Below are 15464 nucleotides of genomic sequence, written 5' to 3' on the forward strand. Positions count from 1 at the left end.
GGCGTATCGTGCGCAATACAATGGTAGCCGAAACATACCCTCCCTTGAGTTGAAATACTCAAGGCCGCCGGGGCCTCTCTTGAGGCCCCTTTCTTTTATCGGTTCTTAATGGCAACACATGAGTTCAGTTTGAATCATGGCTTTCTCATTATTGTTCCGTATTCAACAACAAAGATTCTTGCTTTCATATCTATATCCGATACCGAGCAGCTGTTAAATTTGAACTGATTTAAACGTACCCAGGAGGTTGGCTATGGCGCTTAAGTTTAGTATTGGTCTGCAAGGCAGTTATCCCATACGCGAATATATTGGTATGGCTCAGCGTATTGAGAATTACGGCTTTGATGAAGTTCATGTTTATGATGACCTGATGTTTAAACCGAGCTGGCCATTACTGACATTGATTGGTGAGCATACCAACAGTATTAAAGTTGGTCCGGGCATTATCACCCCACAAATCGTACATCCCTGTTATCATGCCGGAAATTTAGCCGAGTTGGATGAGCTTACCAAAGGTCGAGCGGTCTGTGGCATCGCGCGTGGCGCTTTCTGGGAGTTTTTGGGTATCGAACAGCAGAAGAAACCTATTACCATGGTCAGAGAAGCCATCCAGGTTATTAGACGACTCTTGCAAGGGAATCATACCGCTTTTCATGGTGAGGTTTTTACTTGCACCGAGGAATTATTTTTCCGTTTTCAACCCTATCGAAAAGAGGTGCCTATTTTTATCGGCACCTGGGGGCCTAAGATGTGTCAGTTGGCCGGTGAAATCGCCTCCGGTGTGAAGTCAGATGGTCTATGGAACCCTGATTATGTGCGTATCATCCGTGAAAATATTGAAATTGGTGCGAAGCGCAGTGGCCGTAACCCGGATGATATTGAGGTTATTGCTGGACCGCTCAGCTCCATTTCAGCCAACCGAGAAAAGGCACGAGAGACAGCACGTGCAGTGCTTGCGGTCTATTTGCCCTACCTACGGCCAATGACCGATGTGGCGGGTATTTCCGAAGAAGAAATCAATCAAGTACGCCAAGCCGCTGCGGTGGGTGATTTTAAAAAAGGGGCGAGCTACGTTTCCGACCTGTCGATAGCAAAGTGTTCTGTGACCGGTACGCCGGAAGAGGTTATCCAACAAATTGAAACAATGGCCGCTGCAGGTGTTACCCATGTCGCCTTTGGGCACTGTCTAGGCCCTGACTTTAATGAAGCTTTAGATCTGTTGGGCAAAGAAGTCCTGCCGCACTTTAAGTCGTAAGCCTAGCGCTGGCAGGCAAATGGCACAATTTGATCCGCGTAAGTGCACAGGTCTACGCCTATCTGTTATGATCTCGCCACTACATAATGACTAGATTTATATGGCTAGTGACTTCCAACAGAACTGTGAATAAGGCGGCACGCTTGAGTGATCTAAATTTTGTTAAATCCATCAATGATCGTATGGAAATAATTACCCCCTTGGTACAACAAGCTGGAAAAGTGCTTGATCTGGGGGTGGTTGAGTCAAGACGCAGTCGGCGTGCTACCGAACTACAGCTGGAGCGGCATCACTCCAACCTTCTTTTTCGTCAGGTGTGCAACCTTAACGCTAATTGTCTTGGCGTTGATATTGATGAAGAAGGAATTGAGATGCTGAAATCTCAGGGATTTAATGTAAAAGCAGCGGATGTCGTTACGATGAATCTTGATGAGGAATTTGACACCATCGTTGCCGGTGAAATAATTGAACACCTTCCCAACGTGGGGCAGTTTCTGGAAAATATGCGCAGACATCTTGCTGCTAATGGCACCCTAGTCATTACTACACCGAATCCGTTTTATTCTAAACAAGCATGGAAAATCTGGCGCTATAATCGGCCGCAGGTGCATGAGGAGCATACTTGCTGGTTTGACCCGATAACACTATGTAACCTGTGCCGTATGTCCGGTCTGAATCCCTATGAAATTTATTGGGTTCAACCGAAAAGTGATTGGCTTAAGGCTTTGCCCAGTCGTTTCAAAAGCTACTTTTCCCATTCCTTTATGATTTTAGCTAAACCCGCAGCTTAAACGCTTTTGTTGCCATCAAAGGGAACGAGAAAACAGTTATGAAATCGCTGACCAGTGAGCAATATCAGCAATTACGGGCTGGTGCAGAAGTGCTTTCCGCCGACGGCTATGGCGATAAGGTATTAGCGCTTTCCTCTGGCAAAATAATGAAATTGTTCAGGCGTAAAAGGCTGATCTCTTCCGCCCTTTATCTTCCCTACTCCAGACGTTTTGCCAGAAATGCGATGACACTCGCTAAATGTGGGATTCCGACAATAACAGAAATTGAAGAGCTAAAAATACCCAGTATCCAACGAACGGCTGTTTGCTACAGGCCACTCGAAGGGCCTTCATTACGTGAAATTCAGGAGGCTCAAGGTGGATTTTCGGAAGAGGTGGTGCATTTATTTGGGGCCTTTATCGGTCGCTTACATGAGCTGGGCGTTTTTTTCCGGTCTATACATTTCGGGAATATAATCTTAACGCAGCAAAACGAGTTCGGATTAATCGATATTGCTGATCTGCGTTGTTACCGTAAACCCCTTTCTTTGTTACTTCGGTGCCGCAATTTCAAGCATACCTGTCGTTACCCGGCCGATCGGGATGCTATGTATAGTAAAGTGAATTTACCCCTCTATTGGCAAAGCTATTGTAACGTCGCACAGAGTTTAAGTGCGTCGCAACAGCAAAGATTAATCCGTACTGCACACGACCAACTCCACTCATACTGACAAGCCCACGGGGCTTAAAATAGTAATTTCGGCTTGCGGTGATGCATTTTTTCGTAAAGCGTAATTGCTCGCGCCGTTACTTTTTCCCAAAAGCGGCGATCTTGTATTAAGCTCTGCCGCCAAGGCTGGCCAGAATAAATCTCTATAAAGCGGAAGATATCACGCTGTGTTAGGCCAATATCCATAGCAGAAAAATACAGGCTCCCGATATCCTTTATCAGCCAACGAATTGGTACTTTTTTTCTTATTTGAGAGCGGTGCAAATCAATTAGAAAAAGTTTAATTTTATCCTTTTCCAGCGATTCCTTTCCTTGCTGCAAATCTAGCAGGAAGTGGCAAATATAATAATCCCTGTGATTAATACCGTTCTGGTGTAACTGACGTGAAATAGAAGCTACCTTTGTGATCATGTGGTTTTTTAATGGAAAGGTGGGAGGGGATGTTTGCCACTCTCGACAAAAGTCTTCCAGGCTTTCCGTGTTTTGAAGCGATTCCGTGATTAGAAAAGATTCACGCTGCGCCGGATTCCACCGTCGAACACCATAACCAGCAATGGTCATGGTCTCCACGCCAATTTCCTCCAGACGTTTAATGGCGTGCCACTCGGGGCTGGCGTCGAGTATAGGCATACGACCTTGCAATAGGTTTTTAATAATTTCTCGCCAGCCTACACCGGTATGGATTTTTGCAAAATAAGGCTGTTTGTTACAGAAAAACCGTAGCGTACGCCGAGAAGGCATATCTCTAAATAGCTCTCCATCTAGCTCCATGGCATGTTTAAAAGGATCATCACGATCCCAGTGTCTAGCCAAGTCTTCGCGCAGGTAATATTCTGTCATGGAGCATGCTCTTTTATGGAGATGGTTTTGCTAAAATAATTTTATTTATCAATAGGTTGTGCTTGTTCGGCCCTGCGGCCACTTGGTTGTCCCAGGAAAATCCTATTTCCAGTTTTGATGAAAACGATCTTTGTCTTTGCTAATGGCAGCCTCAGCAGAGCGCTTCGTTTTATGTAACCTCATCGCGTCAAGGTCAATCACCAAGATACTATTATCTTTAATGAAAAAGTTTGAAGCTTTAAAATCACCGTGGCTGACCTTGGCATGTTGCATCTTGTTGAACAGCGGCGCAAAAAGTTTCTCCCCTTGCTCTTCGGTTAAGCCTTTATTGATCAACTCATTCAAAAAGCTACCTGTTTCTGTCGCTAGATATTCGGTGACTAGGTACGCTTTGCGCCGTAATGGGCCGAAACGGTATTCCAATAGTGCAACTGGCTGTGGAGTTTCTATATCCAGTAGCGCCAGCATATGCGCGGAACGCCAAGATCGCCAAGCACGTGTGGTCTGAAATAATCGTTTTATGCTATGCCAGATTCCCTTTATATTGTAACGTTTGACGACATATTTCTGAGTCCCAATGGAAACTAATGAAACGGTGGCGCTATTACCCGCCTTGAGCGTTTTGCCCTGGCTTATTGCTGCATCGGGATTTCTAAAAAAGTTGTTCATATCGCTATCATAATTTTCTCTCCGACAAATCAGATAGCGCTGCCAACTCCTTGTACAACAATGTGCGCTGGTGGATTTAAATACTTTCTTCCGGTAGCGGCGCATTCTGTTAGTGCGTGCTCTGAGCGCAGCTAGTTTTACTTGCTGGAAGCTAAAATTGAGATTATTGATTTCCCGCTGATATTGATCGAAGCATTTTTCTATTATTGGATCCAGATGGGGATATAGTTGCGCGACAAACAAGCCTAGGTTGGTAATAGCCACGCTACTAATTATTTTTTTTGAAGTGGGCTTGACGATGCTGGCGCAGTCCAAGGTGTAAATTTTTTCATTTTGCAGCATAAAATTTTCCAGATGGATATCCTGCTGGAAAATACCGTGATTGTGCATACGTGCAATTATTTGAAAAACAGTCTCCAATAATACTATTTTTTTACTGTTATCAGACTGCTTAAAAACCTCGGAAAGATTAAGACCCTGAGCGAGATAGCGATAACTAACAAAACTGATTTTCCGGGTAAAATCAATACCATGGTCAACTATCGTTGGTGTCGTTAATCCTGCAGCGGTTAACGCCTGTGAGCCTTCGATTTCCCTATTATGCTGTTTCACGGCATAGGAGCCATGCCCCATTAACTTAATAATTAACTTTTCCCTCGAATCATCGGCGAGAAACACTAACCGCTTGCCGGGTAGCATACGTAGTATCTTTTCACAGCGTAACGGTTTTGGGGAAATGCCTTCAACCAGGCATGGTACGGGTAGGTCAAAACCGGATGTTAGTAAATCCTGGGCCTCATAGCGCCTTAGTATAATATTTTCTGTCATAGGTCGAGCGACTCAAGGGGTTTTATACAGAAACGCTTGTTAGGTTTTTGTTTTGGCACAGTGTTTCAATAATATCTGCTGCGGCTTGCGGCATGCTATAGAGGTCGGCGTCCCGGGCATAATTAAGCGCATTTTGATGAAGCTCATTCTGTCGAGTGCGGTTCATCATCCGCAGCACCTCTTGATTCATTTCTGACTGACTGAATGGGTGAGACAATAGAGTGCCCGCTTTGGCCTGGTTAATGTAATGAGCATAGCCGCAAATATCGGTAGTTATTACGGGGAGTCCTGCAACTAGAGCTTCAAGTAAAATTGTTCCGGTATTTTCATGGTAAGCAGGATGTACCAGTATATCAGCACCGAGTAAAAATTTTGGGATATCATCTCGGCCGGGGAAAAAACAGATATTTTCGGTGATATTTAATTTTGCCGCGAGACGTTTGAAAGGGTTAGGATTATCCTGACCGACGATAAAGATTTTTGTTTTTTTCCGTAATTGCGCTGGCAAGCTGTGCAGCGCACGCAATGAACGGTCTACCCCTTTTGTCTTGAAGCCCGAGCCAACCATGAGCCACAACCACTCATCCTGCTCAATGCCAAATTCACAGCGGAAGGATTGCCTTTCCTGTGCGGCGTTGTCGGGAGCTATTCGGTCACGTGATACTCCCGGTGGCAGCAAGTGAAATCGCTCTGACTCGGTTTGATAGAACTTCTGATAAATGGGGATTTGAAGTTTCGAAATCATGAGTATTTCGGTTTGCTGACCCTTTTTGAAAATGGCACTTTCATTGTTCACGAAGTGTCTGAACCGAGAACTAAGCCGATAAATAACACCCCGTTGTTGTTTTGCTTTCGCCAAAAAGCAGCCGTCAGCAGCATAATAACAATCGAGACCAGGAATTTTGTTAAACCCGACCAGATAGTCCAATGGATGACTTTTTAGGTGTTTTTGTACAAAGCTTACATAGGCACGGTTTCTTGCCGGGCTATTGATTCCTTTTTGCGGGACATAAATGATGTCAAATCCGTCCGGCTGCTCACTTTCCCAGGTTGAAACGTAAACACGAATCCTATGGCCGCGTTTTTGGCATTCCAAGGCTATACGGAGAAAATCACGTTGTAACCCCCCAAAAGGGAAATATTTGAATAAACAGAAGCCAAAAACCATTAAGCGCGGCCCAAAGAAATTAAATTCTGTAATTGTTTTAAAACGATAGCCGGTGTCAATGCCTGCATTAGATTGTGCTTCTTATTAGGGTTGGCTTCTGTGCTATAAAAACGAGCCTCTAAATGGTGTTGGTTTTCACCATAGGTGCCAACCAATTTCGGTTGCGTTGGGCCATATAGGGTTAGGTTAGGAATATCAAGCGCAGCGGTTAGGTGAGCGAGACCGGTATCTACGGATACCACCGCCCTTGCATCCGCCAATATTGCTGCCAGTGCGCTCAGTCCAAGCCGAGGTAAGACCTCAACATTAGTAGCGCTAGCGGCGATGCTTTCAGCACGGTTTTTCTCCGTATCATTGCCCCAGGGAACTAACACCTTCAACCCCTGCTGCCCAGCACTTTGCGCCAGTTCCTGCCAATAGTTATCTGGCCAATGTTTGGTGGGCCAGGTGGTGCCATGGATGAAAACGAGATAATCACCAGTGTAGGGGGTGTCGCCGAGCCGTGATCGATCGATGCCATAGTTGCCAGTATTCTGCGGAACTTCGTAGCCCAAAGCCGCTGCTAATAATTGGCGAACCCGTTCCACGGCATGTTGGTGCTTGGCAACCGCAATTCGATGTTGATAAAACTGGCTGGCTAAAGGTTCCCGTGCAGATTTTTTGTCCAGCCCATAGCTTGGGCCTTCTGCATAGCGGGTGATCCAGGCGCTTTTTATCAGTCCCTGTGCATCAATGATGGCGTCGTAGGGGTATTGCTGTAACTGCTGCTTGAACTCGCGCCATTCTGACGATCGCCAAACCGAAAAGGGCGACTTACGCCAGCGTCTCAACGCAACCGGGATGGTGCGCTCGATACTGGTGTGCCAAGTGGGCACTTCAGCAAAGGACTGCTCCACCACCCAATCAAAGCGAATATCCGCCTGCGTCGATGCATCGGTAATTGCTGGTAGCGTATGGATGACATCGCCAAGCGATGATGTTTTGATGATCAGTACGCGCAACCGAGTAGCCCTATTCGCAGGTTATTGATGGCGGAGTTACCAGTTCGTTCAAGCCCTGTAATACCCAGTCAACCGGGAGCTCTTTTAGACACTTTAGATGTCCAAGCGGACACTCCCGCTTAAAGCAGGGACTGCACTCAATACTGGTTTTGAGTATTTTAACTTGTTTGCTGAGGGGCGGCGTGAAGGCCGGCGAAGATGAACCGTAGAGTACTACCAACGGACGGTCAAGCGCTGCGGCGATATGCATTAGACCTGAGTCATTCGTGACTACGGCGCTGGCCAAAGACATCAGATCAACAGCGTCGCCGAGGCTGGTTTCGCCGGCCAGATTAAGACAGTATTGGGCCGACTCGGGACTAAGCCGTGATTGAATTTGATCGGTGACGACAGCGTCCTTTGCGGAGCCGAATAGCCATACCTGCCAGCCATCATTGATTTTGTGCTGGGCAACTTCAGCGTAATGGTTGGCTGGCCAGCGTTTGGCTTCGCCAAATTCTGCACCGGGACAGAGCGCCAGGATTGGTCGTTCGCTGTTCAGTTCAAATCGGGTGAGTGCGTCAAGAACATTTGTCTGATCAACGGCTAGGTGTGGTGTCGGTAGTTTTTCCGGTAGCGTTGCCATAGGCTGATAGGCAAGAGCGACAAAGCGTTGCACCATCAATGGGTATCTATTTTTGTTGAGCAGTCGAATATCGTTAAGCAGCGCATAACGCATCTCGCCGCGCCAGCCAGTGCGTTTTGGAATGCCCGCAAAACAGGGAATAATGGCAGACTTGAGTGAGTTAGGTAATATAATCGCCTGATCGTAGTTCGCAGACTTTAATGAGCGACCTATCTCGCGACGTGCCAACAAATTTATTGCACCATGACCAATCGGCATGACAATCGCACGATTCACTTCCGGCATACGTTGTAATATCGGGCGGCTCCAGTCGGGTGCCAGCACATCAATTATTGCTTGCGGATGCTTCGTCTTGAGGGAGATGAAGAGGCTTTGCGCCATCACCATATCCCCTACCCATGAAGGGCCAATGACCAGAATTTTCACCCGCTAGGTTTTCCCGTTGGTCTGCAATGGCGCAAGCATTAGCTCACCTGTGTGAGCCACTCCGGATACTGCGAGCGACGCCCCATGACCTGATCAAAATACATTTTTTGTAATTTTTCAGTAATTGGGCCACGGCTACCGCTGCCAATCACACGTTTATCCAATGAACGCAATGGCAGTACTTCGGCGGCAGTACCAGTAAAGAAGGCTTCATCGGCAATATAAACTTCATCGCGGGTAATTCGGCGTTCTTTAATGGTTAACCCGAGGTCACGGACGAAGCGCATGATGGTGTCTCGGGTGATGCCTTCCAGGCATGAGGTTAGCTCCGGTGTATGTACTTCGCCATTGCGCACTAAAAAGAAGTTTTCACCGCTGCCTTCGGCGACATAGCCTTCTGGATCAAGTAACAGCGCCTCTTCGGCACCGCTGTCCAGCGCATCACGTAGCGCCAGAATGGAGTTGGTGTAATTGCCAACTGCTTTCGCTTTGCACATGGTGACGTTAACATGATGGCGCGTATAGGAAGAGGTGCGCACTTTGAGCCCTTTTTCCTGGGTTTCCGGGGAAACGTAAGAGGGCCAATCCCATGCCGCGATGGCGACGTGAGTACGGAGCTGATCTGCACGCAATCCCATACCTTCTGAACCGAGGAAACAAAGTGGGCGCAAATACGCAGAGTGAAGGTTGTTTGCTCGCACCACATCAATTTGGGCCTGGTTGAGTTGTTCTTTACTGAAGGGCATGTCCATACCGAGAATATGGGCAGATCGGAACAGTCGGTCAGTATGATCATTTAGCCGAAAAATATTGGTGCCTTGCTCTCCGTGATAGGCACGCACACCTTCAAATACGCCGACACCATAGTGTAGCGTGTGGGTGAGGACATGGGTTTTGGCTTCGCGCCAATCAACCATTTCACCATCAAACCAAATCAGACCATCTCGGTCGGCCATTGCTGCCGGCGTCATACTCGTACTCCTACTGTTCACAAACTTTATTGCACTTTTAATACAAGCACAGAAAATTAAAACAAAATTACACTGCTGTCGCCATTACCTGTTGCCAGATATTAATGACGACAAGACGATGCGAATCTAAATCGGCTTTTCTTAATTCAGTCACCGATAATCGAGCAGGCTGTTGATCAAGCGTCAGGCGATGAATAACAGAACGGAATGCTTTGTATGCCTCTCGTAGTGACTCCGCATCTTGAGAGGTCATTAGTGCCAGTTGCTCTAAGTTTTCCAGAATGCGTATATTGTCGGTGTATTGTAATAGTTTTGAATGCTTTTGTGACCATGCAAGTACGGCAAATTGCGCGATAAACTCAATATCAATGATACCACCAGGATCATACTTAAGGTCGAACAGACCCTGATCCGATTCAGAGTCGCTGTTGGTGCCATGGGCATCTCTAATTTTTTTGCGCATTTCGATGACTTGTTGCTTTAAATCGGACTCGTTTCGAGGCTGGGATAAAATTTGCGCACGCAGCTGTTCGAATTTTTCCTGTAATGCCGGTGAGCCTGCAATTACACGGGCTCTGGTTAGTGCCTGGTGCTCCCAAGTCCAGGCCTGATCGCACTGATAACGCTCAAAGCCCTCGAGTGAGGTTACCAAGAGCCCCGAGGCGCCAGAGGGCCGCAAACGCATATCGACATCGTAGAGCTGACCGGAAGCGGTGAAGGTGGTCAGCAGGTGTATGATGCGCTGTGCCAGACGCGTGAAGAAAACTGAATTCTCGACCGGTTTTTCGCCATCGGTTGACAGGTTTGCCGGTGAGTCATCCAGAAACACAAGGTCGAGATCTGAACCGTAACTGAGTTCGAGTCCACCGAGCTTGCCATAGGCAATGATAATAAAGTTTGGGTCGCAACGTATGCCGGGTGCCATCTGTGGTGTGCCGTATTTGGTCGTCAGGTGAGACCAAGCGAGCTGCAATACTTCGTTCAACACCGCTTCGGCAATAAAGGTGAGGTAATCACTGACCTTCATGAGCGGCAGCATGTTGCTGACTTCGCTGGCGGCAACCCGTAAAACATGAGCTCTTTTAAAATAGCGCAGGGATTCCATCTGCTGCTCGACATCATCCGGAGGGATGCGCAATAACTGCTGTCGAAGTTCATCCTTGAGTGCATCGGGATCAGCCGGATGATAAAGCTCGCGGACATCCAATAGCTCGTCCAGTAAAATGGGATGGCGTGCCAGCTCTTCGGCAATCCAGGGGCTGGCGGAGCAAAGCCGGATTAATTGATGAAGTGCGTTAGGATTTTCGACCAGCAGCACTAAATAAGCAGTACGCCGTAACACCGATTCGACCAATGCCATTAAACGTTTCAGGGTTTGCTGGGGCTGCTTGTCTTTGCTGAGAGCGGCCAGCATCCTCGACATAAACTCATCCAAACGTTGCTGCGGTATTGGCTGCAACGATTGAACTTTACGGCTATGAAACAGTTGCGAGAGGATATCCAACACCTCTTCGGCATTGTCAAAGCCATGTTTAGACAAGCTGGTTTTTGCCTGTGTTGTGTCTAACTCTTGGCGCCAGAGTGTCTGCCAAAGGGTTAGTTCTTTTGCGACCTCACTGGTTTCTTCATCCTCGGGTGCGGCAATTAAATGATTGAACTGTTCTAACACAAATTCGCGATGTTGAGTTAGATACGCAAAGAAAGATGGCCAGTCTTCATAGCCCAGACAAAATGCCACGCGCTGCCTGGCCAATGGGTCTTTTGGCAGCTTCTGGGTTTGTTCGTCTCTTTGTGCCTGTAACGCATGCTCGGTATCGCGCAGAAAACAATAGGCCCGGCTAAGGCCAGCGGAGACCTCTTGGGGAAGGAGGTCTAGTTCGGCAATGATTTGTAATGTTTTAAGCAAACTGCGTTGCTGTAATCGAATATCACGCCCGCCGCGGATCAACTGAAAAACCTGAGCAATAAATTCAACTTCACGAATACCGCCGGAACCAAGTTTTACGTCATGTTCCAGCCCGCGCCGCTGCTCCTCTCGGCGGATCAGTTCTTTCATCGAACGCAGCGAATCGATGACACTGAAGTCGATGTAGCGACGATACACAAAGGGGCGTAGCTCCTCCATTAGGCGCTGCCCGGCAGCTTGGTCTCCGGCGACGACACGGGCTTTAATCATGGCGTAGCGCTCCCAGTCGCGCCCTTGTGATTGGTAGTATTCCGACATGGCGTCAAAATTCAGCACTAGAGCGCCGCTGTCGCCATAGGGACGTAACCGCATATCCGTACGAAATACAAAACCGTCAGCGGTGCGGGTGTCTAAGGCGTGAATCAAACGCTGGCCGAGGCGGATAAAAAATTCCTGGTTATCCAAAGGCTTGTTTCCGCCTTCCGTTTGACCTTTACCTTCGTAGGCGAAAATGAGATCAATATCCGATGAAAGGTTAAGCTCATGCGCGCCCAGTTTGCCCATCCCGAGTACCACCATTTTCTGTGGAATCGGACGACCTTTGACGATAGAGATGGGGGTGCCCAATTTGGTGCAAGCCTGCTGGTAAAGCCAGTTCAGTGAGCAGTCGATACAGGCGTCTGCCATATCAGACACATCCTGTGTCGTTTCTATCATGCTGCCTTGGGCTTGCACATCCCGCCAGATGATGCGCACTTGTTCGCGTTGGCGAAAGCGTCGTAACGTTTGCATCAAATCTTCTTCAGATGAGATCTGATCGAACTGCTGAGAAAGTTTATCCTTGTAATAAGTGGGTGGGTAGTGACGCTCCAGATCACCACTCTGTAACAGCTCGATGAGAAGGTCAGGGCGACGCAGGCATTGCTCGAACACAAAGTCGCTGGCAATCCAGGTACGTATAAGTTGTTCAGTGTAATCTGGGCGTTGTTGAAGATTTAGCGCAACCGTCTGGGCTTGGCTTTCATCAAGGCTGAAACGAAATCTATCCCATTGATGGGCGAACAGCTGGCTTAAGGGTTCGGATAATTTGATGTCGCATGAGGGTGTGTCTAGCATGATAATTCTTTAGATAATTGATGGGTTCACGAGCTGTATCGGGTTCAGACGCGAAGTGTTACGCACGCACCGCTATTCTAGCGGCGAATTTAATCCTGTACTACCGGTGTAACGCGCAGCACTTCCTCAATGGTGGTCAGACCGGCGGCCACTTTTTGTGCACCGCTCAAACGCAGTGTCTGCATACCTTCTTTAATACCCTGCTGACGCAACTGATCAATATCACAATTTTGGCTTATCAAACTTTTGAGATTATTACTTAGCGGCATAACCTCATAGAGACCTGAGCGACCCTTGTAGCCAGTATCGCGACACTCTAAGCAACCCGCGGGGCCGCATACGGATTTTGGTAGTTTTGATATCCAAGGCTTGGTCAGTAGCGTCCAGGCTTCCTCGTCAATCGGCTGTGGTTGTTTGCAGTTCGGGCATAGGGTTCTCACTAAACGTTGTGCCATAACGCCGAGCACAGTAGCTTTGATTAGATAGTGTGGGACACCCAATTCCAGCAAGCGGGTGATGGCCGATGGCGCATCGTTGGTATGGAGGGTGGAAAGCACCAGGTGGCCGGTGAGGGCAGCCTGAATAGCCATTTCGGCTGTTTCCAAATCGCGAATCTCGCCAACCATAATGATGTCTGGGTCTTGTCGAAGTAGCGCTCGAACGCCATCGGCAAAGCTCAGGTCAATGTTAGACTGTACCTGCATTTGGTTAAAGCTAGGCTCCACCATTTCGATGGGGTCTTCGATGGTGCTGACGTTTACTTCTGGCGTCGCTAGCTGTTTCAAGGTTGAATAAAGCGTGGTGGTCTTGCCCGATCCGGTAGGGCCGGTGACCAAGACAATACCGTTGGGTTGAGAAGTCATTTGCTGCCAATGAGCATAATCAGCGTTGGCTAAACCCAGTTCATCAAAGCCTCTGAGCAAAACGTCGGGATCAAAAATCCGCATCACCATTTTTTCACCGAAGGCGGTTGGCAGCGTCGATAGGCGTAATTCAACTTCATTGCCCTGTGGACTTTTGGTTTTCAAGCGGCCATCCTGAGGGTGTCTTTTTTCGGCAACGTTCATACGGCCCAATATTTTCAGACGGCTGGTTACTGCGGTCATGACCTGTGCAGGGAGCTGGTAAACCAGGTGTAGCACCCCATCAATTCGAAAGCGTACATTACCCTGCTCTCTGCGTGGTTCAATATGGATATCACTGGCGCGTTGCGAGAAAGCGTATTGCAATAACCAATCCACAATATTGACAATATGCTGGTCGTTGGCATCGGGCGATTGCATATTGCCCAGCTCCAGCATCTGTTCGAAATTGGTGATATCTGAATTTTTGCCGCCATCGCCGACCGCACCGCTAACGGATTTAGCGAGAGTGTAGAACTCCAGGGTATAGCGTTGGATATCGCTCGGCGCGGCAACTACCCGGCGAATGTTTTTGCGTAGTACGTGTTTAAGGTCTGTCTCCCAAGACGAGATATAAGGCTCTGCGCTAGCAATGACCACTTCTTTGTCATTGACTTCAACCGCCAGAATGCGATGGCGCTCGGCAAAGGCATAGGACATGACATCGGTAATTTTTTTTACGGCAATTTTAAGTGGATCAATGTGGTAGTAATCCTGGCCAGCGCGTTTGGCGAGCCAATCGGAAATGGCATATTGATCTAGGTTGCGTTTTGAATTTTTTTGGTCGACAAAGCCGAAGGCGGCAATTTGATCGATCGGATGTTTGCCCAGTTGGGTAGGGCTGCGTTGGGCAATAAACAACTTTTCCACGTCATCCTGATTTAAACGCCCATCCGCTACCAGATCGGTGAGCAGGTTGCGTAGCAGTATCGGGTGGCCTTGCTGTTTTTTTTCTTTAACGCTGGTGGTGACTGACATAGTGGCTCACAGTTGACCTTAGAGTTGGAGTGCTTGCTGCTCAATTATAGCCCCATCTTTAGCATTAATAGAATAAATGCCCCCATTTGTTGAAGCGCGCTTGGCCCCGTCGTTCATATGCTTTTATAATCCCTAATCTTTATGCAGCGAATATGAATGGCTATGCAGAAATTTTGGAGATGTATTGAACCACTATTCACTTGCCGGAAAGGCGTGCCTTAACATGACGACAGCACTGCTGCAAGTCGACGACATAGAGTGTCGCTATCAGAACAAAAAAATTGTCGAACAGCTTTCCTTTGAGGTGTTGCAAGGGGAAATTGCCTGTCTGCTCGGTCCAAGCGGTTGCGGTAAAACCACGGTGTTACGAGCAATCGCTGGGTTTAATCCGATCTATAGTGGTAAGTTAGTATTAGCTGGGAACTTGATAGCGACGTCAACCATGGTGGTTGCGCCAGAACTACGCAATATTGGTATGGTGTTTCAGGACTATGCCCTTTTTCCTCATCTCAGCGTCAAGAATAATATTAATTTTGGTTTAAAAAAATTATCGGCGAAAGAACAAAGAGCCACTGTGCAGCATCTTCTTGAGCTGGTGGAGCTTACCGATATGGCGGAGCGCTTTCCTCACGAACTCTCGGGCGGACAACAACAGCGAGTAGCGCTGGCGCGAGCATTGGCTCCCAAGCCTCAGTTACTCTTGATGGACGAACCGTTTTCTAACCTGGACACGGAGTTACGCCGCCAGCTGGCTGTGCAGGTAAGGAATATCCTCAAAGAAGAAAAAATATCTGCGATCCTGGTTACTCACGATCAGAATGAAGCCTTTACCGTGAGTGATAAACTGGGTGTGATTGCCAATGGGCGTTTACAACAGTGGGGTACACCTTTCGAGATATATCATCATCCCGTCAGCCCGTTGGTGGCTAACTTTGTTGGCGAAGGTAAATTTCTGCGCGGTAAACTGGTTGCTAATGCCATGATCGAAACCGATATCGGCTTAGTCGAGGCGCTTGGTTTTAACGGCGCAGTTGGTGATCAGGTGGATGTCTTTGTGCGTCCGCACGAGGTGATTCCAGGCGACAATGAAGGCTGCGTCAATAGTGAGGTGGTCACCAAGGAGTTTCTTGGAACCTCTACGCTCTATACTCTTAAACTCCCAAGTGGGAGCTTAGTCGAGTCATCGTTAATGGCCGATCATGATTATCAGGTCGGCGATGTTGTTGGTCTGCGCTTGGAGGCCGAACAACTGGTGGTGTTTCGGGTGAGCTAACTGAGG

The 15464-nt window shown here is 47.9% G+C and carries 12 protein-coding genes; 4 read left to right on the forward strand and 8 right to left on the reverse strand.

Features of this window, described 5'->3' with window-relative positions; translation table 11 throughout:
- Nucleotides 1-253 precede the first annotated feature (253 nt).
- From H6995_00505 to H6995_00515, 3 genes are all read left to right on the forward strand, one after another.
- Nucleotides 254-1255 (forward strand): LLM class flavin-dependent oxidoreductase, encoded by a 1002-nt coding sequence (locus tag H6995_00505; GenBank protein MCP5213476.1) that lies wholly within the window; start codon nucleotides 254-256, stop codon nucleotides 1253-1255.
- A 143-nt stretch (nucleotides 1256-1398) separates the two neighbouring features.
- Complete coding sequence (locus H6995_00510; GenBank protein ID MCP5213477.1) at nucleotides 1399-2046, forward strand: class I SAM-dependent methyltransferase; 648 nt, start codon at nucleotides 1399-1401, stop codon at nucleotides 2044-2046.
- 38 nt (nucleotides 2047-2084) lie between these two features.
- The gene (locus H6995_00515; GenBank protein MCP5213478.1) at nucleotides 2085-2756 is read left to right on the forward strand and encodes a toluene tolerance protein; all 672 of its coding nucleotides are present in this window, start codon (nucleotides 2085-2087) and stop codon (nucleotides 2754-2756) included.
- A gap of 14 nt (nucleotides 2757-2770) precedes the next feature.
- On the opposite strand, the gene rfaP is transcribed toward H6995_00515, so the two are convergent.
- From rfaP to H6995_00555, 8 genes are all read right to left on the reverse strand, one after another.
- A complete protein-coding gene (gene rfaP / locus H6995_00520) occupies nucleotides 2771-3595 on the reverse strand; it encodes a lipopolysaccharide core heptose(I) kinase RfaP (protein MCP5213479.1) in 825 nt (274 codons plus the stop codon).
- Nucleotides 3596-3697: 102 nt separating this feature from the next.
- Complete coding sequence (locus H6995_00525) at nucleotides 3698-5092, reverse strand: hypothetical protein (GenBank protein ID MCP5213480.1); 1395 nt, start codon at nucleotides 5090-5092, stop codon at nucleotides 3698-3700.
- Nucleotides 5093-5114: 22 nt separating this feature from the next.
- Complete coding sequence (locus tag H6995_00530; GenBank protein MCP5213481.1) at nucleotides 5115-6260, reverse strand: glycosyltransferase family 4 protein; 1146 nt, start codon at nucleotides 6258-6260, stop codon at nucleotides 5115-5117.
- Nucleotides 6260-7261 carry a lipopolysaccharide heptosyltransferase I gene (gene waaC / locus H6995_00535; protein MCP5213482.1) on the reverse strand — a complete coding sequence of 334 codons (1002 nt, stop codon included), beginning with the start codon at nucleotides 7259-7261 and terminating at the stop codon, nucleotides 6260-6262. Before waaC ends, H6995_00530 begins: the two co-directional genes overlap by 1 nt.
- A 10-nt stretch (nucleotides 7262-7271) precedes the next feature.
- Nucleotides 7272-8312, reverse strand: coding sequence for a lipopolysaccharide heptosyltransferase II (waaF, locus tag H6995_00540; protein ID MCP5213483.1), 1041 nt, complete (start codon nucleotides 8310-8312; stop codon nucleotides 7272-7274).
- Nucleotides 8313-8350: 38 nt separating this feature from the next.
- On the reverse strand, nucleotides 8351-9268 hold the full coding sequence (locus H6995_00545; protein ID MCP5213484.1) for a branched-chain amino acid transaminase: 918 nt from the start codon (nucleotides 9266-9268) through the stop codon (nucleotides 8351-8353).
- 82 nt (nucleotides 9269-9350) lie between these two features.
- A complete protein-coding gene (glnE, locus tag H6995_00550) occupies nucleotides 9351-12305 on the reverse strand; it encodes a bifunctional [glutamate--ammonia ligase]-adenylyl-L-tyrosine phosphorylase/[glutamate--ammonia-ligase] adenylyltransferase (protein MCP5213485.1) in 2955 nt (984 codons plus the stop codon).
- Between the two features lie 89 nt (nucleotides 12306-12394).
- Entirely contained in the window at nucleotides 12395-14185 is a 1791-nt protein-coding gene (locus H6995_00555; protein ID MCP5213486.1) for a type II/IV secretion system protein, read from the reverse strand.
- A 223-nt stretch (nucleotides 14186-14408) separates the two neighbouring features.
- On the opposite strand from H6995_00555, the gene H6995_00560 reads away from it, so the two are divergent.
- Nucleotides 14409-15458 (forward strand): ABC transporter ATP-binding protein, encoded by a 1050-nt coding sequence (locus H6995_00560; protein ID MCP5213487.1) that lies wholly within the window; start codon nucleotides 14409-14411, stop codon nucleotides 15456-15458.
- Nucleotides 15459-15464 lie beyond the last annotated feature (6 nt).

Source organism: Pseudomonadales bacterium (assembly GCA_024234615.1).
Classification (GTDB): Bacteria; Pseudomonadota; Gammaproteobacteria; order Pseudomonadales; family IMCC2047; genus JAJFKB01.

Excerpts from the sequence above, each read along its gene's own strand:
- H6995_00505 (MCP5213476.1), top strand. The coding sequence starts at position 254 with ATGGCGCTTAAGTTTAGTATTGGTCTGCAAGGCAGTTATCCCATACGC.
- H6995_00515 (MCP5213478.1), top strand. The coding sequence starts at position 2,085 with ATGAAATCGCTGACCAGTGAGCAATATCAGCAATTACGGGCTGGTGCA.
- rfaP (MCP5213479.1), bottom strand. The coding sequence starts at position 3,595 with ATGACAGAATATTACCTGCGCGAAGACTTGGCTAGACACTGGGATCGT.
- H6995_00525 (MCP5213480.1), bottom strand. The coding sequence starts at position 5,092 with ATGACAGAAAATATTATACTAAGGCGCTATGAGGCCCAGGATTTACTA.
- H6995_00530 (MCP5213481.1), bottom strand. The coding sequence starts at position 6,260 with ATGGTTTTTGGCTTCTGTTTATTCAAATATTTCCCTTTTGGGGGGTTA.
- H6995_00545 (MCP5213484.1), bottom strand. The coding sequence starts at position 9,268 with ATGGCCGACCGAGATGGTCTGATTTGGTTTGATGGTGAAATGGTTGAT.
- glnE (MCP5213485.1), bottom strand. The coding sequence starts at position 12,305 with ATGCTAGACACACCCTCATGCGACATCAAATTATCCGAACCCTTAAGC.
- H6995_00555 (MCP5213486.1), bottom strand. The coding sequence starts at position 14,185 with ATGTCAGTCACCACCAGCGTTAAAGAAAAAAAACAGCAAGGCCACCCG.
- H6995_00560 (MCP5213487.1), top strand. The coding sequence starts at position 14,409 with ATGACGACAGCACTGCTGCAAGTCGACGACATAGAGTGTCGCTATCAG.